Origin of the sequence: Ralstonia psammae (assembly GCF_958405935.1) — a bacterium.
GTDB lineage: Bacteria > Pseudomonadota > Gammaproteobacteria > Burkholderiales > Burkholderiaceae > Ralstonia > Ralstonia psammae.
The window spans coordinates 92,473-110,332 of sequence record NZ_CATZBU010000013.1 but is presented as its reverse complement, the minus strand read 5'-3'; the positions used below and the strand labels follow the sequence as shown (position 1 = coordinate 110,332).

20 protein-coding genes are annotated in these 17,860 nt (G+C 64.8%); 6 read left to right on the top strand and 14 right to left on the bottom strand.

Annotated features, from left to right (window positions below; genetic code table 11):
* Positions 1-38: 38 nt before the first annotated feature.
* Genes R2N16_RS20875 through R2N16_RS20865 form a run of 3 tightly spaced genes read right to left on the bottom strand, consistent with a single transcriptional unit; the run spans position 39 to position 2,991 of the window.
* The gene (locus R2N16_RS20875) at positions 39-890 is read right to left on the bottom strand and encodes an ABC transporter permease (RefSeq protein WP_316668183.1); all 852 of its coding nucleotides are present in this window, start codon (positions 888-890) and stop codon (positions 39-41) included.
* 2 nt (positions 891-892) lie between these two features.
* Entirely contained in the window at positions 893-1,924 is a 1,032-nt protein-coding gene (locus R2N16_RS20870; RefSeq protein WP_316668181.1) for an ABC transporter substrate-binding protein, read from the bottom strand.
* Positions 1,921-2,991: a LacI family DNA-binding transcriptional regulator gene (locus R2N16_RS20865; protein WP_316668179.1), complete on the bottom strand. Its 1,071-nt coding sequence runs from the start codon at positions 2,989-2,991 to the stop codon at positions 1,921-1,923. The genes R2N16_RS20870 and R2N16_RS20865 overlap by 4 nt, the downstream gene beginning before the upstream one ends.
* A 241-nt stretch (positions 2,992-3,232) precedes the next feature.
* Here R2N16_RS20865 and egtB point away from each other — a divergent pair, with 241 nt between their 5' ends.
* A complete protein-coding gene (egtB, locus tag R2N16_RS20860; RefSeq protein ID WP_316668177.1) occupies positions 3,233-4,543 on the top strand; it encodes an ergothioneine biosynthesis protein EgtB in 1,311 nt (436 codons plus the stop codon).
* 24 nt (positions 4,544-4,567) lie between these two features.
* Here the strand turns inward: egtB and R2N16_RS20855 are convergent, their stop codons facing one another.
* From R2N16_RS20855 to mltG, 6 genes are all read right to left on the bottom strand, one after another.
* Positions 4,568-5,416, bottom strand: coding sequence for an ankyrin repeat domain-containing protein (locus tag R2N16_RS20855; protein ID WP_316668175.1), 849 nt, complete (start codon positions 5,414-5,416; stop codon positions 4,568-4,570).
* The gene (locus R2N16_RS20850) at positions 5,400-6,203 is read right to left on the bottom strand and encodes a TatD family hydrolase (RefSeq protein ID WP_316668173.1); all 804 of its coding nucleotides are present in this window, start codon (positions 6,201-6,203) and stop codon (positions 5,400-5,402) included. The genes R2N16_RS20855 and R2N16_RS20850 overlap by 17 nt, the downstream gene beginning before the upstream one ends.
* 52 nt (positions 6,204-6,255) lie before the next feature.
* Positions 6,256-6,675, bottom strand: coding sequence for a PilZ domain-containing protein (locus R2N16_RS20845; protein WP_316668171.1), 420 nt, complete (start codon positions 6,673-6,675; stop codon positions 6,256-6,258).
* Between the two features lie 42 nt (positions 6,676-6,717).
* Complete coding sequence (locus tag R2N16_RS20840) at positions 6,718-7,728, bottom strand: DNA polymerase III subunit delta' (RefSeq protein WP_316668169.1); 1,011 nt, start codon at positions 7,726-7,728, stop codon at positions 6,718-6,720.
* Positions 7,729-7,809: 81 nt separating this feature from the next.
* Positions 7,810-8,427 carry a dTMP kinase gene (tmk, locus tag R2N16_RS20835; RefSeq protein WP_316668167.1) on the bottom strand — a complete coding sequence of 206 codons (618 nt, stop codon included), beginning with the start codon at positions 8,425-8,427 and terminating at the stop codon, positions 7,810-7,812.
* Entirely contained in the window at positions 8,424-9,422 is a 999-nt protein-coding gene (mltG, locus tag R2N16_RS20830; protein WP_316668164.1) for an endolytic transglycosylase MltG, read from the bottom strand. Before mltG ends, tmk begins: the two co-directional genes overlap by 4 nt.
* 134 nt (positions 9,423-9,556) lie before the next feature.
* On the opposite strand from mltG, the gene ygfZ reads away from it, so the two are divergent.
* The 3 genes from ygfZ (at position 9,557) to R2N16_RS20815 (ending at position 11,854) form a co-directional block, all read left to right on the top strand.
* A complete protein-coding gene (gene ygfZ, locus R2N16_RS20825; protein WP_316668162.1) occupies positions 9,557-10,597 on the top strand; it encodes a CAF17-like 4Fe-4S cluster assembly/insertion protein YgfZ in 1,041 nt (346 codons plus the stop codon).
* A 14-nt stretch (positions 10,598-10,611) separates the two neighbouring features.
* Positions 10,612-10,902, top strand: a complete 291-nt coding sequence (locus tag R2N16_RS20820) for a DUF4936 family protein (RefSeq protein ID WP_316668160.1) — start codon at positions 10,612-10,614, stop codon at positions 10,900-10,902.
* Positions 10,903-11,038: 136 nt separating this feature from the next.
* Positions 11,039-11,854 (top strand): NRDE family protein, encoded by an 816-nt coding sequence (locus R2N16_RS20815; protein WP_316668158.1) that lies wholly within the window; start codon positions 11,039-11,041, stop codon positions 11,852-11,854.
* Between the two features lie 12 nt (positions 11,855-11,866).
* Here R2N16_RS20815 and R2N16_RS20810 read toward each other — a convergent pair whose 3' ends face one another.
* Positions 11,867-12,769, bottom strand: coding sequence for a sterol desaturase family protein (locus R2N16_RS20810; protein ID WP_316668157.1), 903 nt, complete (start codon positions 12,767-12,769; stop codon positions 11,867-11,869).
* 100 nt (positions 12,770-12,869) lie between these two features.
* On the opposite strand from R2N16_RS20810, the gene R2N16_RS20805 reads away from it, so the two are divergent.
* Positions 12,870-13,775: a LysR family transcriptional regulator gene (locus R2N16_RS20805; RefSeq protein ID WP_316668155.1), complete on the top strand. Its 906-nt coding sequence runs from the start codon at positions 12,870-12,872 to the stop codon at positions 13,773-13,775.
* On the opposite strand, the gene R2N16_RS20800 is transcribed toward R2N16_RS20805, so the two are convergent.
* The 3 genes from R2N16_RS20800 to R2N16_RS20790 are packed head-to-tail and all read right to left on the bottom strand — an operon-like array spanning position 13,765 to position 15,646.
* A complete protein-coding gene (locus R2N16_RS20800; protein WP_316668153.1) occupies positions 13,765-14,217 on the bottom strand; it encodes a GNAT family N-acetyltransferase in 453 nt (150 codons plus the stop codon). The two genes, R2N16_RS20805 and R2N16_RS20800, sit on opposite strands and share 11 nt — an antisense overlap.
* The gene (locus R2N16_RS20795) at positions 14,214-14,651 is read right to left on the bottom strand and encodes an acyl-CoA thioesterase (protein WP_316668152.1); all 438 of its coding nucleotides are present in this window, start codon (positions 14,649-14,651) and stop codon (positions 14,214-14,216) included. The genes R2N16_RS20800 and R2N16_RS20795 overlap by 4 nt, the downstream gene beginning before the upstream one ends.
* 14 nt (positions 14,652-14,665) lie before the next feature.
* Entirely contained in the window at positions 14,666-15,646 is a 981-nt protein-coding gene (locus tag R2N16_RS20790; RefSeq protein ID WP_316668149.1) for an alpha/beta hydrolase, read from the bottom strand.
* A 109-nt stretch (positions 15,647-15,755) separates the two neighbouring features.
* Between R2N16_RS20790 and R2N16_RS20785 the strand changes: the two genes are divergently transcribed.
* Positions 15,756-16,904 carry an iron-containing alcohol dehydrogenase gene (locus R2N16_RS20785; RefSeq protein ID WP_316668147.1) on the top strand — a complete coding sequence of 383 codons (1,149 nt, stop codon included), beginning with the start codon at positions 15,756-15,758 and terminating at the stop codon, positions 16,902-16,904.
* Positions 16,905-16,914: 10 nt separating this feature from the next.
* On the opposite strand, the gene R2N16_RS20780 is transcribed toward R2N16_RS20785, so the two are convergent.
* Positions 16,915-17,841, bottom strand: a complete 927-nt coding sequence (locus R2N16_RS20780) for an alpha/beta fold hydrolase (RefSeq protein WP_316668145.1) — start codon at positions 17,839-17,841, stop codon at positions 16,915-16,917.
* Positions 17,842-17,860: the final 19 nt, after the last annotated feature.

Here is a 17,860-nt window from a genome sequence, read left to right as displayed (position 1 = left end):
CGCGCGCATCCCCGCTGTGCGGGGCCCCTGCTTGCTGCTCATGCTGCCGCCCCCGCCTGCCCGCCCGCCGCCGTGCGTGCAATCGCCAATACGAGCCATGTCACCACGCCCAGCACAACCGACAGCGCTGCCGCCATTGCGATCCCGGCGTTGAGCGTGAATTCGGTGTAGATCGTCATCGGTAGCACGTCGATGTCGGTGGCGAGTGTGAAGGCCGTGCCGAAGGCCCCCATCGATGTGGCAAAACAGATAGCCCCCGAGGCAATGAGCGCAGGCGCCAACCCCGGCACCAGCACATCGCGCGTCACCTGCCACGACGATGCGCCCAGCGAGCGGGCTGCTTCTTCCAATGAACGATCGAGCTTTTCCGCCGCGGCCATCACCGTCAGCACCACGCGTGGAATCGAGAAGTACAGGTAGCCGAGAAACAGCCCGCCGATGGAATAGGCGAACACCCATTTCTCGCCGATGAGCTTGTGCGTGACATCGCCCAGCAGGCCCTGGCGCCCCGCCAGCAGGATCACCATGAAGCCGACGACCACGCCGGGAAACGCCAGCGGAAAGGTCAGCATGGCGGTAATCATCTGCTTGCCCGGCACGTTGTGGCGCACCAGGAACAACCCGGCGATGGTCGAGAGGACGAGCGTCGCCAGCGTCACCGCCGCCGACAGCACCACCGTGGAGAACAAGCTGCCCAGATAGCGCGGCGTGGTCAGCGCCGCCGTGTACGTGGCGATCAGGCCATCGCTGCCGCTCACACGCAGCAGCGCGCCCATCGGCAGCAACCAGAACGCGCAGAACAGCGCGACGGCCGGCGCCAGCAACGCCACCCGCCACCGAGCGGGCAATACCGCATCGTCAGGCAAGGTGGTTCGGGTGACGGTGCTCATGCTTAGCGAACCTCGTTCAGGTAGCGCGTGCCAAACGCCTGCTGGCCGGCCGCCATCTTGTTGAAGTCGACCGTCTTGGCGCGGGCGTATTCGCTCGCCGGCAGGAAGCGCGAGGCGGCCTCCTTGCTCATGGCGTTGGCGCGCACCGGGCGCAGGTAGGCGTTGGCCCACAGCGTCTGGCCTTCGTCCGACAGCACGAAATCGAGCACTTTCTTGGCGTTGTCTGCGTGCGGCGCACCGGCCGTCAGGCTCATCACGTACGGCACGGCAATCGTGCCTTCCTGCGGGATCACGAATTCCACGTTGGCGTGGTCCTTGTACTTGGCGCGGTAGGCATTGAAGTCGTAGTCGAGCAGGATGGGGATTTCACCAGCCACGACGCGCGCATAGGCGGTCTGCTTCGGCACGATCGGCGCATTTTTCTTCAACTGCTTGAACCACTCGATGGCCGGGCCGAAGTTGTCCAGCGTGCCGCCCAGCGCTTGGTTGACCGCCACCGCACCCACGTAGCCGACGAATGCGCTGCTCGGGTCGAGGTAGCCCACCATGCCCTTGTATTCGGGCTTGAGCAGGTCTTTCCAGGAGCGCGGCACGGGCTTGCCTTCGAGCGCATCCTTGTTGACGAAGAAGCCCAGCGTGCCGGAGTGGATCGAGAAGAACGCGCCGTCCGGGTCCTTCATCCCGACCGGCACGTCTTCCCAATGCTTGGGCTTGTAGTTGGCGACCAGGCCCTTCTCCTTGGCCTGATAGGCGGACGTGATGCCCAGGTAGGCAACGTCAGCCACGGGGTGCGATTTCTCGGCCAGCATCTGCGCGATGGCCTGACCGGAATTCTTATTGTCGAACGGCACGGTAATGCCGGTCTTGTCTTTGATGGCCTTGATCTGGCTGGCCCAGTCAGCCCACTCCGGCGGGCAGTTGTAGCAGATGGCGATCTGCTGGCCGGCTGGCTGGGCCTGCACCGGCGCCGCAACGGCGAAGGCGGCTGTAGCCACGAGGCCGCACGCGCGCAGCCATTGAACGAGACGTTTCATCGAGACGCTCCTTGCGTATCAGACGTGAGGGAAGAAACAGCGGAGAGAGGGGCTTGGGCCGGCGCCCGGGCCAACGTGCCGCCGGCCAGCAGACGATGCGGCAACGTCATCGATGGCACTGCCTCGCCCGCAATGCGGCGGGCCAGCGCCATGGCCGCATCGGTGCCGATCCGGCGATGCGGCTGTGCCACCGTCGCCAGCGTGGGCGAAAGCCACTGCCCCATCGCCAGGCCATCGAAGCCGACCACGCTCACGTCTTCGGGCACGCGCAGGCCCATCTCGCGCAGCGAGCGGATGGTGAGCAGCGCGAGGCGGTCGTTGCTGCAGAAAATGGCGGTCGGGCGCGGCGGCGCCAGCAGGCGGGCCAATTCGGCCGGCAGCATGGCATCGGCATTGAAATCAATTTCGACGGGGGGCTGCGGGGCAATGCCTGCAGCTTCCAACGCTTCGCGGTAGCCGTCGTGGCGCAGCGCCGCACGATCCGACGCCGCCAGCGTGCCGGTGAGCATGCGAATCTGCCGATGCCCCTGCGCGAGCAACGCGCGAATGGCGTCGCGCGCAGCGGCCCGGTTGTCGACGGTCACGCAGCAGCGCGCCGGAATGCGCGCCTGGCCGACCGTGTCGTTGTAAGCCAGCACATAGGGCACGTGCTCGGCGTCAAGTCGATCGAGGTGCGGATTGGCCGCTGCATCAGCCACGGTCAGGATCAGACCGTCGACACGTTGCTCGAGCATGGTCTCGATGGCGCGGGCTTCGCGCTCGCGGTCGTAGGCGGTGGTCATGAGCATCACGCGCTGGCCCGTAATGGACGCGGCTTCCTCAATGCCCTGCATGCACTCGGCAAACACGGGGTTGGCCAGCGACGGCAGCACCACGCCCAGCAGTCCCGTGCGCTCGGCGCGCAGCTGGCGGCCCAGCGCGTTCGGGCGATAGCGCAGCGCATTCATGGCGGCCTGCACACGGGCCAGCGTCGATGCGCTCACCCGTTCCGGCGTATTGACCGCTCGCGACACGGTGGCAATCGAAATGCCGGCATGCGTCGCCACGTCCTTGATGCTGCTGCCCACTGTGCGCCCTCTGGAATGTGTAAACGTTTACATCCTAGGGGCGCGCAGTGACTATTTCATGACAATCGATGCTGCGCTGCAGTCATCGCCGCAACGCAGCATCCCCCGTGTTGCGCATGGCAAAGTTACAAAGCTCGCATATGCTTCTTACGAAAACGGGCTAGCGGAGTGCGCCAATGTGCGCGCAGCGGCATGGCCCACTTGCTGCTGCGCCGTTCTCGCTGCCTGCTTTGGAGACACCATGCGTGTATCGACCGTATTTGATCTGCCTACGACTGCCCTGCCCGCGCTGATGCAGCACTACGGCGTGGTGCGAGCGCAATCCCTGGCCTTGGCCGCACAGTTGTCGGACGCCGATGCCACCGTCCAATCCATGGACGACGCCAGCCCCGCCAAATGGCATCTGGCCCACACGACGTGGTTCTTCGAGGAGTTCATCCTTGGCCCCAACGTCACGGGCTATCGCTCACCGGACGCACGCTACCGCTATCTGTTCAATTCGTACTACGAGACGGTCGGGGCCCGGCACCCGCGCCCGCGCCGGGGCATGCTTACGCGCCCCACGCTCGACGAGGTGCGCGCCTATCGCGCCCATGTCGATGCAGCCATGCAGCGCTTGCTGGCCGACGGCGTAACGAATGACCTCGCCCGCCTGGTTACGCTGGGCCTGCACCACGAGCAGCAACATCAGGAACTGCTGCTGACCGATCTGCTCCATTTGTTCGCGCAGAACCCGCTGTGCCCGGCTTATGCCGAAGCGCCCCCGCCGCGCGTACATGCGGCCCCCGCGCAACCGGGCTGGGTCAGCTTCAAGGGCGGCGCCGTACAGATCGGCAAGACCGATACCAATACCGATACCGATACCGACTTCATGTTCGATTGCGAAGGCCCGCGCCACACCGTCTGGCTGGAGCCCTATGCATTGGCCACGCATCCTGTCACCAACCGCGAGTGGCTCGCCTTCATGCAGGACGGCGGTTATCGGCAGCCCACCCTGTGGCTCTCCGACGGCTGGGCGTGGGTGCAGCGCGAAGGCATTGACGCCCCGCTCTACTGGCGCGCCGGCATGGATGAGGCCGAGGGTTGGCAGCAGATGTCGCTGCACGGCCTGCAGCCGGTGGAGCTGGACGCACCGGTCACGCACGTCAGTTTTTATGAGGCCGATGCCTACGCCCGCTGGGCCGGTGCCCGCCTGCCGACGGAAGCCGAATGGGAGCACGCCGCAGAAGGCCTGCCCGTGCAAGGCAACTTTGCTGGCCGGGGTGCGTTACGCCCATTGCCCGATCACGGCATCGCCGAGGCCGGCAGCCTGCGTCAACTGTTCGGTGACGTGTGGGAATGGACCGCCAGCCCTTATGGCCCGTACCCGGGCTTTGAGCCGGCCGCAGGGGCCGTGGGCGAATACAACGGCAAGTTCATGTGCAGCCAGATGGTGCTGCGCGGCGGATCCTGCGTGTCGCCCGAGGGCCATCTGCGGGCGACGTATCGCAACTTCTTCTATCCGCACCAGCGGTGGCAGTTCACCGGGGTGCGGCTGGCGCGGCGGGCATGACCAGCAACACGCCAGCCCGAAGGCTTAATTGCCGCGCAGATCGCCAGGCGCCTGGCGTTTGTTGTCGTTGCTATTGAACAGCGCGTCGGTTGAGGTGCCGATCGCATCGCGGTTGCCGGGCGCTGCCGCCTTGGGTGCCGGCATCGGCGCCGGTGCCTCGGGTGCTGCAGGCTGAGCCGCCGGCGCAGGCTTGCCCGACTGCGCCGCCAGCTTGCGCCGGCGCGATTCCAGCCCTGCCGCAATCTCATCCTGGTGATACCGCTTGGCGAAGTCGATCACGTCCATCTTCTGCTGGTTGCGCAGGTTCATGTCAGCACCCTCGTCCAGCAGGAGCTTGACCGTCGTGATGTGCCCGCCCATGGCCGCCATCATGAGCGGCGTGGTCGCGTTGGGGCTTTCCGCATCGATATAGGCCGCGTGGTCGAGCAGGTATTTGACGATGTCGTCATACCCGTTGGTGGCGGCGTAGTGCAGCGCGGTCCAACCGGTCTTGTTGACCTCCACGTCGTACGTTTCCACCATCAGCTTCACCATGGGCAGCAGGCCCTGGTAGGCGGCCATCATCAGCGCGTTTTCGCCGGCAGCGTTGGTGCGCTCGAAATCGATGTTCTTGGCGCGGATGAGCGCCTCGGCCACCTCGATGTTCTTGTCCTTGAGCGCATCCACCAGCAGCGGCGTGCCATCGCGCGTATTCAGGTTCGGGTCGACGCCCTGCGCGACGTACTTCTGCACCAGCACCGGGCGGTTGTACTCGACCGCGTTGCGCAGATCGTCCTGCGGCGTGGCGAGTGCGACGCCCGACAGCGTCATGGTCAACGCGCCAGCCAGAGCGATCTTATTCATCGCTTGCTTCAAGTTATCGCGGTATAGCATTGAATAGATTGAAGAAATTCTCGGTTGTCACCCCGGCAATGCGCTCCAGCGGTTCGCCGCGCAGCGTGGCCAGGAATTCGCCCACGTGCCGCACGTACGCCGGCTCGTTGGTCTTGCCACGGAACGGCACCGGCGCGAGGTAGGGTGAGTCGGTCTCGATCAGCATGCGGTCCAGCGGCACTTTCCTGGCGGTTTCCTGCAGGTCCACCGCATTCTTGAACGTCACGATGCCCGAGAACGAGATATAGAACCCCAGGTCCAGCGCGGCCTTGGCCACATCCCAGGTTTCAGTGAAGCAATGCATGACGCCGCGTGCGGCCTCTGCACCCTCTTCTCGCATGATGGCCAGCGTGTCATCGGCCGACGAGCGTGTGTGGATCACCAGCGGCTTGCCTGTCTGCTTCGACGCGCGAATATGCGTGCGGAAACGATCACGCTGCCATTCCATGTCGGCCACGGTACGGTCGCCCAGGCGGTAGTAGTCGAGCCCCGTCTCGCCGATACCGACCACGCGCGGGTGATCGGCCAGGGTCAGCAGGCGCTCCAGCGTGGGCTCTTCAATGGACCTGCCTTCTTCCACGTCGGCTTCGGCATCGGGGTGCACCCCCACGGTGGCGTAGACATTGGGCTCCTGCTCGGCGATCTCGAGCACGCTCGGAAAATCTTCCAGCGTGACGGAAATGCACAGCGCGTGGGTGACGCGGTTCTCGCGCATGCGCGTCAGCAGTTCCGGCAGGCGTGCGCGCAAGTCGGGGAAATTGATGTGGCAGTGGGAATCGACAAACATCGAATAATCAGAAGGTTACGGCGCAAACTTCGCGCGCCGCATCAGAAAGGGATCAAAGGGTCTGCGTGGGGCGCTGCGAGTTGATCTGCTTGCCCAGCAGCTCCTCGATCACGCGGCGCAGTACGCGGGACTGCTCATCCTCGCCAAGATGCACGCCAATGCCCGGCGTCTTGGCGGGCGTGCCCACCGGGGTGATCCATGCCACCTTGCCGGCCACCTGATATTTCTGCGGGCGGTCCAGCAGCGAGAGCACGAGGAAAACTTCCTCGCCGATCCGGTAAGGACGCTGCGTCGGCACGAAGATGCCTCCGTTCTTCAGGAACGGCATATATGCGGCGTGCAGGCCCGCTTCATCTTTAATGGCCAGCGAGACGATGCCCGGACGGGTCGGTGCGCCTGGAGCCATGCCGGCTGCAGCGGGCGTGCCAGGGGTGACGGGAGTGCCGGGCGTACGAAGAGGTGCAGTGCTCACAGGATGTCCACAGAGTGCAAACGTTCAGGTGCGGGTTCGGGTTCAAGCAGCCGGAAAGAGCTGCCGGTAATCCAGCAAAAGGCTTTCGATGACGAGCCGCGCGGCCAGCGGATGCTGTTCGGTGCGGCGCCGCTCCGGCAAGGCACGCGCAAAACGTTCCAGGCGGTCGAGCGGGATGGTATTTGCGCAACGTTGCAGCGCATCGCGCTGCGCCGGAAAGTAGCGCGGACGCCCCGCCAGCCGTGCCGCCATCAAGTCAAAGACCCATCGGTGCATGGTACTGAGAACGGCGGGTACCGACAATTTCTGTAAATGATCCGCCGTGGCCAGCGCGTCCAGCTTGGCGCCCTGGCCAAGCTGTTCGAGCAAAAATTGCAGCAGCGGGCGGTCCTCAGACTCGGCGGCGGCCAGCGCGGCCAATGGCGCATTGCCGAACTCGGCCAGCAGGTTTTGCGCGTGCGGCACGCCTTGTTGCTCCAGCCACTGCCGCGCGGCCTCGGGCTGCGGCGGCTGCAGGGGAAATTGCCGACAGCGCGACAGGATGGTCGGCAGGATACGGTCGATACGGTCCGTCACCAGCAGAAAGACGGTGTTCTGCGGCGGCTCCTCCAGCGTCTTGAGCAGCGCGTTGGCGCCTTCGGTCTGCAACGCGTCGAGCGGATACAGCACCACCACCCGCAACCCGGCCCGGTGCGTACCGACACCCACCGCCTCGATCAGGTTGCGCACCTGCTCCATGCGGATGATCTTGCTGGGCGCTTTTTTCTTGCCGTCGGCGTCTTTCTCCGTCTCGGGGGCGTCCTCCATCGCTTCGGGGCGCACAAGGTGGAAATCCGGATGGTTGCCCTGCGCAAACCAGTTGCAGGCCGCGCACGTGCCGCACGGTTGGCCGTCGGCCGCAGGCGTATCACACAGCAGGCCTTGCGCGAAGTGCATGGCGAAATCGCGCTTGCCGGTGCCAGCCTGGCCGTTGAGCAGAATCGCATGCGGCAACTTGGCCCGCATGGCTTGCAGGCGGGACCAATCAGCGGATTGCCAGGGATAAAGCATCATGAATCAATAGGTTGCGTCAGATTGTTGATGCAAAAACTCGTCGTGAAACCATTATTTCCGCATCCGAAATTGCCTGCAAAATCAGAGCGTTGCAAGCAGATTCTCCAGGTCTTTCTGGATATCGGTGCGCTCCCGGTTGGCGTCGAGCACGACAAATCGATCGGGCTCGGCTGCCGCGCGGCGCAAGTATTCAGCACGCGTGCGCAGGAAGAACTGGGCGGACTCGGCTTCGAACTTGTCCGGCGTGCGTGCATCGGCCAAGCGCGCGGCGGCAATTTCGGGCGCGAGATCAAAGAGGAGGGTCTTGGTCGGCTGCAGGCCCTGCTGCACCCAGTGTTCCAATGCTTCCAGCCGGTCGATGGCGAGCCCCCTGCCCCCGCCCTGATAGGCGAACGTGGCATCGGTGAAGCGGTCGGAGATGACCCAATCGCCGGCGTCGAGCGCTGGCTGAATCACCTCGGCGATGTGCTCGCGGCGGCTGGCAAACATCAGCAGTGCTTCGGTTTCCAGATGCATGCGCTCGTGTAGCAGCACTTCGCGCAGTCGTTCGCCCAGCGGCGTGCCGCCCGGCTCACGGGTGACGACCACCTTTTTGCCCTGGGGAGCGAGTTTCGCCTGCAATTGCTGGGCAAACCACGCCAGGTGCGTGCTCTTGCCCGCGCCGTCGATACCTTCGAATGTGATGAATTTGCCGGTCATGGTTGGCCGCGCTGGTATTTGTTGACGGCCCGGTTGTGGTCCGTCAGGTTGGTCGAAAACTGACTGCTGCCATCGCCGCGCGCCACAAAATACAGCGCGTCGGACGGCGCCGGGTTCAGCGCCGCCTGCAGCGACGCCATACCCGGCAGCGCGATCGGCGTGGGTGGCAGGCCCGTACGCGTGTAGGTGTTGTACGGCGTGTCGGTCTGCAGATCGCGCTTGCGCAAATTGCCGTCAAAGCCGGCACCGAGGCCATAGATGACCGTCGGGTCTGTCTGCAGCAGCATGTTCTTGCGCAGTCGGTTGATGAACACGGCGGCAATCATCGGCCGCTCCATCTTCTGACCGGTCTCCTTCTCGATGATGGAGGCCATGGTCAGCGCTTCGTACGGCGTCTTGTATGGCAGATCAAGCGAGCGCTTGGCCCAGGCATCGTTCAGGCGCTTCTGCATGGCCTGGTAGGCGTGACGGTACAGCTCCACGTCGCTGCTGCCGCGCGCAAACAGGTAGGTGTCGGGAAAGAACAGGCCTTCCGGGTTGGCTTCGGGCGCGCCAATCTTGCGCATCAGGTCCGCATCGGACATACCGGCCGTGTCGTGCTTGAGCGCAGGTTCTGCGTCAACCACCGCCCGCATCTGCCGCATCGACCAGCCCTCGATCACGGTGACGACGTAGTGCGTGACCTCGCCACGCGCCATCTTGTCGAGGATGGACATGGGCGTCGCGCCGGTTTCCAGCGCATAACCGCCGGCTTTCAGGTTCTTGGCGTTGCCCGTGGCGCGCGCCACCAGCGAAAACAACTGCGGCTGCACGCCCACGCCGGCATTGGCAAGCTGCTTGCCGACCGAGATCACGCTCGAGTTCGGCTTGATCACCACCTCCAGCGGCGAGGCCGACAGGCTCACCGGTTGCTGGGCCCACCACACGACACCGCCTGCTGCTGCCAGCACAATCAGGATCGCCAGCAGGATCAAGCGTTTGAGAAAAGAGAGCATTGTGTTGCGAATCTGCGTGCGGAGCCGGCCGACACCGGCGATTTCCGCACTCTTGAAATGGATAGACAGGGCACAAACTGCCCTTCAGACAGCCCAATATAATACCGGGTCAATCTCAGGCAGCCCCGCACACCATGAATGATGTCTTCCACGATTTCGTCGATACGCTGAGCTTTGCGCCGCTCGACGTGCAATTTGATGCTGCCACGCGCGGCAGCGTGCTGTGTGCACCGACCGATATTGCGCGCATCGCCGTCGAAGGCGCCGATGCCGCCGAGTTCCTCCATAACCAGCTCACCAACGCCGTCACGGGCCTCGGCCTGAATCAGGCGCGCCTGGCGGGCTATTGTTCGCCCAAGGGCCGCCTGCTTGCCACGCTGCTGGTGTGGCGTCAGGCGGATACGATCGTGCTGCAGACAGACAAGGCCATCGCGCCCGCGCTGACCAAGCGCCTGTCGATGTTCGTGCTGCGCGCCAAGGCCAAGCTGCGCCCGATGGACGAGTTCATCGCCATCGGTGTCGCCGGGCCCGAGGCGGCGGAAGCGCTGCGTGAGGCCGGTGCCGTGTTGCCTGAGCCGGACGTCGTCAACGCGGTGGCGCAGCAGCCCGCCACGGTGGGCCAGCAATTCGGTGCGGTCGTCCGCCTGCCCGATGCCGGCGGCCGCCCCCGCTATCAATGGATGGTGCACGCCGAGCACTTCCAGCACGCCTGGAAGACGCTGTCGTCGCGCCTGTCGCTGGTGGGTACCGAGGTGTGGGACTGGATGAGCCTGCAAGCAGGTGTGCCGCACATCACTGTTTCCACGCAGGAACAGTTCGTTCCGCAGATGGTGAACCTGGAGTTGCTGGGTGGCGTCGATTTCCGCAAGGGCTGTTATCCCGGCCAGGAGATCGTGGCACGCAGCCAGTATCGCGGCACGCTCAAGCGGCGCATGCAGCGTGCGCACGTGAATGCCCCCACGTCGGCGGGCGCCGAGGTCTACAGCGCAGCCGATCCGAACCAACCGTGCGGCATGGTGGTCAACGCAGCCATGGCGCCCGATGGCGGCACGGATCTGCTGGTCGAGTTGAAGCTGGATGCACTCGACACCGTTATCCACCTGGCCACGGCAGACGGCCCGGTACTGACGTTGCAGAACCTGCCGTACGTCATTCCCGTTTCAGAAAACGCCTGACACCACCCCCCATCATGGCCGATCACCTGTTCGTCTACTTCCGCATCGCCGAGCGTGACGCTGCTGCTGCCCTGCCGCGCTGGCGGCGTTGGCTCGATACCGTGGAAGAGGCAACAGGCGTGGCAGGCGCCTTGATGCGCCGTCCTGAAACACGCGACGGCCAAGCCACGTGGATGGAGTCCTACGACGACGTCCCGCCCGCATTTGCAGCCACGCTGGCGGCCTTGTGGGAAACCGGCGGCCCGCGTGAATTCGTCGCGGGTGAACGCCATGCAGAGTTGTTTGCCGATCTGGAAAACAACTGACAGCGCCCTGTCGCAATCGTCATCGCAAAAATCCGGCAGGCTGCTATGCTTGGCCGAAGCCCGCGCAACACAGGTCGTCACATTGACCCTTGGCCGCTCGGCCGCTCGTTGCGCGGCATGTTCAAAGGAAGTGCTCATGTGTTTGATTCTCACGGCCTGGCACGCCCACCCCGCCTACGCGCTGGTGGTGGCCGCCAACCGGGACGAATTCTATGACCGCCCTGCCGCGCCGCTGGCGTGGTGGAGCGACGCGCCCAACGTGCTCGCCGGGCGTGACATGGCCCAGGTGGTCGGTCACGCAGGCACGTGGATGGGCATGACGCGCGACGGCCGCTTTGCCGCGCTGACAAACTATCGCGCGCCGTCCGAGCGCCGGCCCGATGCGCGTTCGCGCGGGGAGCTGGTCTCCAGTTTCCTGACGGCGGATGATGTGTCGGTGCCCGCCTATCTCGATAGCCTCGCCGCGCGCGACCGCGCATACAACGGCTACAACCTGCTGACCGCCACGCGCGACGAACTCTGGTGGACGAGCAACCGCGCCGAAGCGCCGCGCAAGCTCGCGCCCGGTCTGTACGGACTGTCCAACGCGCTGCTCGATACCCCGTGGTTCAAGGTGCGGCATCGCATGGCCGCCTTTGCCGAAGCCCTGGCCGCAGACACGGGCCGGCACGGCAACGCGCTGGATGTGGCGCGCTATCTCGATCTGTTGTCGGAAACACGTGAAGCACCGACCGGCTCCCTGCCCGCCACGGGCGTGGCGCCCGAGTGGGAGAAGCTGCTTTCTGCCGCCTTTATCCGCTCGCCGCGCTATGGCACGCGTGCCAGCACCATCGTGCGCATCCGCCACGACGGCTGCTTTGACGTGACCGAGCGCCGCTTCGACGCCCAGGGCCAGATTGGTGAGACGCGCTACCTCGGCGTGCTCGATACCGTCACGCACGCCGGTACGTAAGCGCCGGGCCGCTCAGGCCGCTTCCTGCTTGGCGCTCGCGGTCCGATCCACTTCCATTTCGGTGACGGCCGCGCCGCCCGGGCGTAATGCCGAATGTTCGCGTTTGGACTGCACCAGCGGGTAGAACATCTGCGCTGTCCACGGCTCGGCGCCGAACAGCACGTCATCCTGCAAGCCGATCTTCGCGGGATATTTGCGCGTGATATGCGCCGTGCCGAACAGCACATCCCAGAAAAACAGCAGGTTGCCGAAATTGCCCTTGTAGTGGCCGATGCCATCGGCATTGGTGAGCGCGTGATGCGCCCAGTGCGTGGCGGGCGTGGAAATCGTACGCTCGATCACCCACATCAGCGGACGCAGCGCGCGGATGCGGTACAGCGGTGCATCCCACGGCCAGGCGCAATGCGCGCCAACAATGACGCTCAGCTTGACGACCAGATACGCCGCATAGACCGGCCCGAAGCCCAGGTACACCGCCACGCCGCCAATCCATAGCCCCGGCATCATCAGGTAGTAGAAGAAATTGTTGCGGTACGTAATGCGCACGCTCATGTACGACGCGCTGTGGTGCGCACGGTGCAACGGCCACAGCAGCGGCGTGTGCGAAGCGCGGTGCCAGAGATATTGCGTGAGGTCGTCGCCGATGAGCAGCAAGCCGGTCATTGCCCACCAAGGCAGATCCGCCCACGCGTTCTGCTGCGCCGGGATGAGCCACTTGCACAGTGCGTTGCTGCCCAGCAGCGCGATCGGCTGGGTGACGGCGACGAGGCTGATGAACATCAGCACCTCTAGCCAGGCATCGTTGGCAGTCGCGCGGCCACGCACGGTGGCCTGGTAGCGCCGGGTCACGAACTCCATGGCGGCAAATCCGAGGATGCAGGCGACGATCAGCGCGTGCTCCATGTGCGAACTCATTGGTGTCTCCTCGCTTTTGTTGTGCAGACAAGCCTAGGAGTGCGATGCCAATGCGTCCAATGCATAATGAACATCTGTTCAATGCAAAATACGCAACGTCATGGATCTGCGCCGCCTCAGTCACGTTGTGGCCCTTGCCGACACGCTGCACTTCGCGCGTGCCGCGCAAGCGGTGCATCTCAGCCAGCCCGCATTCAGCCGCAGCATCCAGGCGATCGAAGACGATCTCGGCATCCGCCTGTTCGATCGCGAAGCAGGCGATGTGCGCCCCACGCCTGCCGGGGAGTTTGTCATCGAGCGCGCGCGGCGCCTGCTGTTCGAAGCGCGCTGCTTGCAACGCGACGTTGATCTGTATCGCGACAGCCAACTCGGCGACACGGCCTTCGGCGTCGGGCCGCTGCTGACGGCCACCCTCATGCCCCGAGCGCTGCAGGAATTGCGGCAGCAGCATCCCCAAGTTGCGCTGCGCATGGAGGTCGGCAATTGGGTGCAGTTGCTGGAGCGCCTGCGCAGCGAGAACATCGAATTCTTCGCGGCCGACGTGCGCGACATGCCGAAAGACGCCGCCCTGGATATCCAACCGATCGGAGGTCAGCCCCCTCACCTGTACGTGCGGGCCGGCCATCCGCTTGCGGGGCACACGCACACGCTGCGCGAAGTGTGGGAATACGGTATTGCCGTACCGAAACTCCTGAGCCCGTCAAAGGTGGAGTTGGCGATGCTGCTTGGCCTGCCGGCAGGCCGCGAAGCCAGCATCGCGCTGGAATGCGACAACTACGGCGTGCTGAAGACGGTTGCGCTCACGACGGACACCGTGCTGGGTGCCACGGACGCTGCGGTACGGGAAGAGTTGGAAACCGGTGCGCTGGTGCGGCTGGCGGTGAAGGGGTGGCTGTCGCCGCCGTCCACGACGGGGATTGTGCGGCTGCACGGCAGAACCGCATCGCCGGCAGCGCAGGCGGCCATCGCAGCCATTGCGCGGGCCGCCCAGGACATCAACGTGTAAGCACGCGGCGCATGGTCTGGTGCGGAATGCCGGCCTCCTCGAACGCTTCGCCCTCGGCCGTAAAACCGGCGCGCGCGTAGAACGGCATGGCGTGGGTTTGCGCGTTGAGGACCAGTTCGGGGTAACCAAGCGACTGCGCCTTGTCGATCAAGGCCTCCAGCACGCGCGCGCCAACGCCCGTGCCCCTGGCCTCCTTGCGCACCGCCATCCGGCCGATATGGCCGTCGGGCAGCAGGCGGCCCGTGGCGACGGCGCGACCGGCCGTGTCGCGTGCCAGCGCATGCCAGCACTGGTCGTCCCACGTGTCCCACTCCAGCTCAACGGGTACGCCTTGTTCGATGACGAACACGTCGTAGCGGATGGCACGCGCTTCTTCGCGCACGGCGTCCCAGTGGTCGACTTCAACACCCGCAAGCGGGCGGACAGATTCAGGGGCAGTCATGTTTCAGGCTTCAGAACTTCGAAATTGAGGATGCGTTCGCGCAGCGAGTCGGGAATCGGCGCGGAGGTCTGCGTGGCAGGGTCTGCGCACACGTAGATGACTTCGCCGGTGACGAGGTGCTCGTCTGCGCGATACATCTCGATGATAAAGCGCATGCTGGAGCGGCCCAGGCGCGCCACGCGACAGCGCAAGTCCAGCTCGTCGTCAAAGCGCGCGGAGGCGTGGTATTCGAGCGTGGATTTGACCACGTAGAAATCCACGCCAAACGTGTCGACCACATCCACCGGATACCGCACGCCGATGCTGCGCCAGTACTCGGTGATGCACACATCGGCGTACAGCAGGTAGTGGCCGTTGAAGACGATGCTCTGCGCATCGACTTCGGCCCAGCGTACGCGCAGCGGCGTGCTGTGGCGGAAATCCTCGATCGCCATGCAGTCTCCTCTCGTTATGGTGATTCGGTCTCGGTGCCGAAGGCGCGACGCAGCGCGTTGGCGGCATCGCGGTGCGCGTCTTCCACCGCCGGCACGAAGCGCCCGATTTTGAAGAAATCGTGAATCATGCCTTCGTACAGTTTCAGCTCGACCGGCACCTCCGCTGCGCGCAGCTTGTTGGCGTAGCCAATGCCGGCGTCGCGGATCGGGTCGAAGCCCGCCACGGCAATCCACGCGGGGCACACGCCGGTCACGTCTGCGCCGTGGCCGCCCGCATCCAGCGGGGCGAAACGCCAATCGTCGCGGTCGGCATCGGTGCGCAGGTATTGCGAGAAGAACCAGTGAATCATGTCCTGCGTGAGCAAGTAGCCCTCGGCAAACTCACGGTGCGACGGCGTGGATTCACGCGCGGTGGTGCCAGGGTAGATCAACAACTGCAGCACGGGCGCCAAGCCGCGATTGCGCGCTTCAATGGCGCTGATCGCGGCCAGCGTCCCGCCCGCGCTGTCGCCGCCGAATGCGATGCGTGCTGGGTCAGCGCCCACGGTGACGGCTTCATCGAACACCCACTGCAGCACGTCGAACGCGTCGTTCGCGGCGGTCGGAAATTTCCAGTCGGGCCCGAGCCGGTAGTCCACCGACAACACCATCGCGCCGGATTTGGCGGCCAGCGAGCGACAGAGCTGATCGTGCGTTTTGATGCTGCCCACCGTGAAACCGCCGCCGTGAAAGTACACGAGCAACGGTAGCGGATCGGCCCAGCTGGCCTCGCGCGCTGCGTACGTGCGGATGGGAATGGCATGACCATCGCGCGCCGCCACCGTCAGGTCGTGCACGGCTTCCAGCGGGATGGACGGGATGTCGACAATGGGGCTGCTCTTTTCGTAGGCGATCTTGGCATCGGCCGGGTCGAGCGCATTCAGCGGCGGACGCTTGGCACGCGCCACCAGATCGAGTAATTGGGCGACGTGCGGGTCGAGAGACGGGGACGACATGCGGGCGTTAACTGAACGATCGTTCTAATTTGGCTATCATCGGAGTATCCATTGAACCACGCCTGCACGACAAGACAGGCGACGCAGACAAACACCCTCCGGAGACAGCATGGCCCTCATCTTCTATCTCACCCACGTTCACCTTGGCTTCGGCACCCTCAACGAACTCAAGAGCGAATGCGAACGCGTCGGCATCCAGCGGCCGATGATCGTAACCGACAAGGGCGTGGCCGCCGCAGGACTGGCACAGCGCGCCATTGACGCCACGGGCGGCTTGCCCGTCACCGTGTTCGACGAGACCCCTTCCAACCCGACCGAGGCGATGGTGCTGAAGGCCACCGCGCAGTACAAGGACGCCGGCTGCGATGGGTTGATCGCCATCGGCGGCGGTTCGTCGATCGACCTGGCCAAGGGGATTGCGATTGCAGCCACGCACCCCGAGCCGCTCACGACCTACGCGACCATCGAGGGCGGCAGCACGAAGATCACGGAAGCGGCGGCGCCGTTGATTGCGATTCCCACCACGGCCGGAACCGGCAGCGAAGTGGCGCGCGGCGCGATCATCATCCTGGAAGACGGCCGCAAGCTGGGCTTCCACTCGTGGCACTTGCTGCCCAAGTCGGCCATCTGCGACGCGGAACTGACGCTCGGCCTCCCGCCCGCGCTGACAGCCGCCACGGGCATGGATGCGATTGCGCATTGCATCGAGACCTTCCTCGCGCCAGCGTTCAACCCGCCTGCGGACGGCATCGCACTGGATGGCCTCGAACGTGCCTGGGCCAACATCGAACGCGCCACGCGCGATGGAGCTGACCGCGATGCGCGGCTGAACATGATGAGCGCATCGATGCAGGGTGCGATGGCGTTCCAGAAGGGGCTGGGGTGCGTGCATTCGTTGTCGCACCCGCTGGGTGGCGTGAAGGTCGACGGCAAGACTGCGCTGCACCACGGCACACTCAATGCGGTGGTGCTGCCGGCGGTGTTGCGCTTCAACGAGACGGCAGAGACGGTGGTGCGAGACAACCGCTACGCGCGTATGCGCCGCGTGATGAATCTGCCCGCCGGTGCGGACCTCGCCCAGGCCGTGCATGACCTGACGGCGCGCCTGGGTCTGCCGACCGGCTTGCGCCAGATGGGCGTGCCGGAAGATGCGCTGGAACACGTGGTCGAGGGTGCCCTGCTCGACCACTGCCACAAGACCAACCCGCGCATCGCCACGGCGGACGACTACCGCCGCATGCTGGCGGAGTCGATGTAACGCGGCAGCACTACGAAACGAACGGCCGGATCAGCGCGGTGATGCGTTCCGGCTGTTCGTGCACCACCCAGTGCGTACCCTCCGGGATGCGTTCGAGCCGCATCTCCGGAATAAATCGCTCCAGCCCATTGAGCAGGGTTTTAGGCAGCGCCATGTCCATCTCGCCCCAGATCACCAGCGTGGGCACCTTGACGACAAACGCCTCGGGCGGCATCTGATCAATGCGCAACGGCGCAGCGCCCTCGGTGGGCGGATGCAAAGGCGAAGCGCGGTAGTAGTTCACGCCGCCCGTCAGGCCGTGGGAACCGCCCTCGCCCGGCTGGCTCCAGGCGGCGTGGTAGCGCGCTCGCACTTCGGGTGTGAACCACTCGGCCACCGGCTGGCCCATGCCATGGAAAAAGCCTTCCAGCTTCTCGAACGCATTGGCGGCCAGTGCGTCTTCTGAACCGGGCTGGCGCAACCAGTTCATGTACGCCGATGAAGCCTGCTGCGCTGGATCGCTCAGTAGCGCATTCGCAAACACCCACGGATGCGGCGAATTGATGATGACCAAACGGTCGACCAGCTCCGGGTGCTGGATGGCAAGGTTCCAGCAGATCGCCCCACCCCAGTCATGCGCCACCACGATGGCGCGCTCATAGCCCAGCGCCGTGATGAACTGCGTCAGATCCTGCACCAGGAGTTTCGGGCGATATGCATCAACCGCAGCCGGCTTGCTCGACAGGTTGTAGCCGCGCATGTCGGGCGCAACGGCAAAGTGCGTGTCGCCAAATGCAGCAAGCTGCGCTTCCCACTCGTACCAGAACTCCGGAAAGCCGTGTACGAACAACATCAGTGGCGCCCCCCGCTTGCCGGCGCTGGCGTAATGCAGCCGCGTGCCGTTGGGCAGATCGGCGAACTGCGATTCAGTAATGGCGGCAGCCGTTGCTGTGTTCATGGCGATCTCGGAGTGGTGG

What these genes read in the sequence shown, in the direction of transcription:
- R2N16_RS20875 (WP_316668183.1), bottom strand. Translation starts at nt 890, where the DNA reads ATGAGCACCGTCACCCGAACCACCTTGCCTGACGATGCGGTATTGCCC.
- R2N16_RS20870 (WP_316668181.1), bottom strand. Translation starts at nt 1,924, where the DNA reads ATGAAACGTCTCGTTCAATGGCTGCGCGCGTGCGGCCTCGTGGCTACA.
- egtB (WP_316668177.1), top strand. Translation starts at nt 3,233, where the DNA reads ATGCGTGTATCGACCGTATTTGATCTGCCTACGACTGCCCTGCCCGCG.
- R2N16_RS20855 (WP_316668175.1), bottom strand. Translation starts at nt 5,416, where the DNA reads ATGCTATACCGCGATAACTTGAAGCAAGCGATGAATAAGATCGCTCTG.
- R2N16_RS20850 (WP_316668173.1), bottom strand. Translation starts at nt 6,203, where the DNA reads ATGTTTGTCGATTCCCACTGCCACATCAATTTCCCCGACTTGCGCGCA.
- R2N16_RS20840 (WP_316668169.1), bottom strand. Translation starts at nt 7,728, where the DNA reads ATGATGCTTTATCCCTGGCAATCCGCTGATTGGTCCCGCCTGCAAGCC.
- tmk (WP_316668167.1), bottom strand. Translation starts at nt 8,427, where the DNA reads ATGACCGGCAAATTCATCACATTCGAAGGTATCGACGGCGCGGGCAAG.
- mltG (WP_316668164.1), bottom strand. Translation starts at nt 9,422, where the DNA reads ATGCTCTCTTTTCTCAAACGCTTGATCCTGCTGGCGATCCTGATTGTG.
- ygfZ (WP_316668162.1), top strand. Translation starts at nt 9,557, where the DNA reads ATGAATGATGTCTTCCACGATTTCGTCGATACGCTGAGCTTTGCGCCG.
- R2N16_RS20820 (WP_316668160.1), top strand. Translation starts at nt 10,612, where the DNA reads ATGGCCGATCACCTGTTCGTCTACTTCCGCATCGCCGAGCGTGACGCT.
- R2N16_RS20815 (WP_316668158.1), top strand. Translation starts at nt 11,039, where the DNA reads ATGTGTTTGATTCTCACGGCCTGGCACGCCCACCCCGCCTACGCGCTG.
- R2N16_RS20810 (WP_316668157.1), bottom strand. Translation starts at nt 12,769, where the DNA reads ATGAGTTCGCACATGGAGCACGCGCTGATCGTCGCCTGCATCCTCGGA.
- R2N16_RS20805 (WP_316668155.1), top strand. Translation starts at nt 12,870, where the DNA reads ATGGATCTGCGCCGCCTCAGTCACGTTGTGGCCCTTGCCGACACGCTG.
- R2N16_RS20800 (WP_316668153.1), bottom strand. Translation starts at nt 14,217, where the DNA reads ATGACTGCCCCTGAATCTGTCCGCCCGCTTGCGGGTGTTGAAGTCGAC.
- R2N16_RS20795 (WP_316668152.1), bottom strand. Translation starts at nt 14,651, where the DNA reads ATGGCGATCGAGGATTTCCGCCACAGCACGCCGCTGCGCGTACGCTGG.
- R2N16_RS20790 (WP_316668149.1), bottom strand. Translation starts at nt 15,646, where the DNA reads ATGTCGTCCCCGTCTCTCGACCCGCACGTCGCCCAATTACTCGATCTG.
- R2N16_RS20785 (WP_316668147.1), top strand. Translation starts at nt 15,756, where the DNA reads ATGGCCCTCATCTTCTATCTCACCCACGTTCACCTTGGCTTCGGCACC.
- R2N16_RS20780 (WP_316668145.1), bottom strand. Translation starts at nt 17,841, where the DNA reads ATGAACACAGCAACGGCTGCCGCCATTACTGAATCGCAGTTCGCCGAT.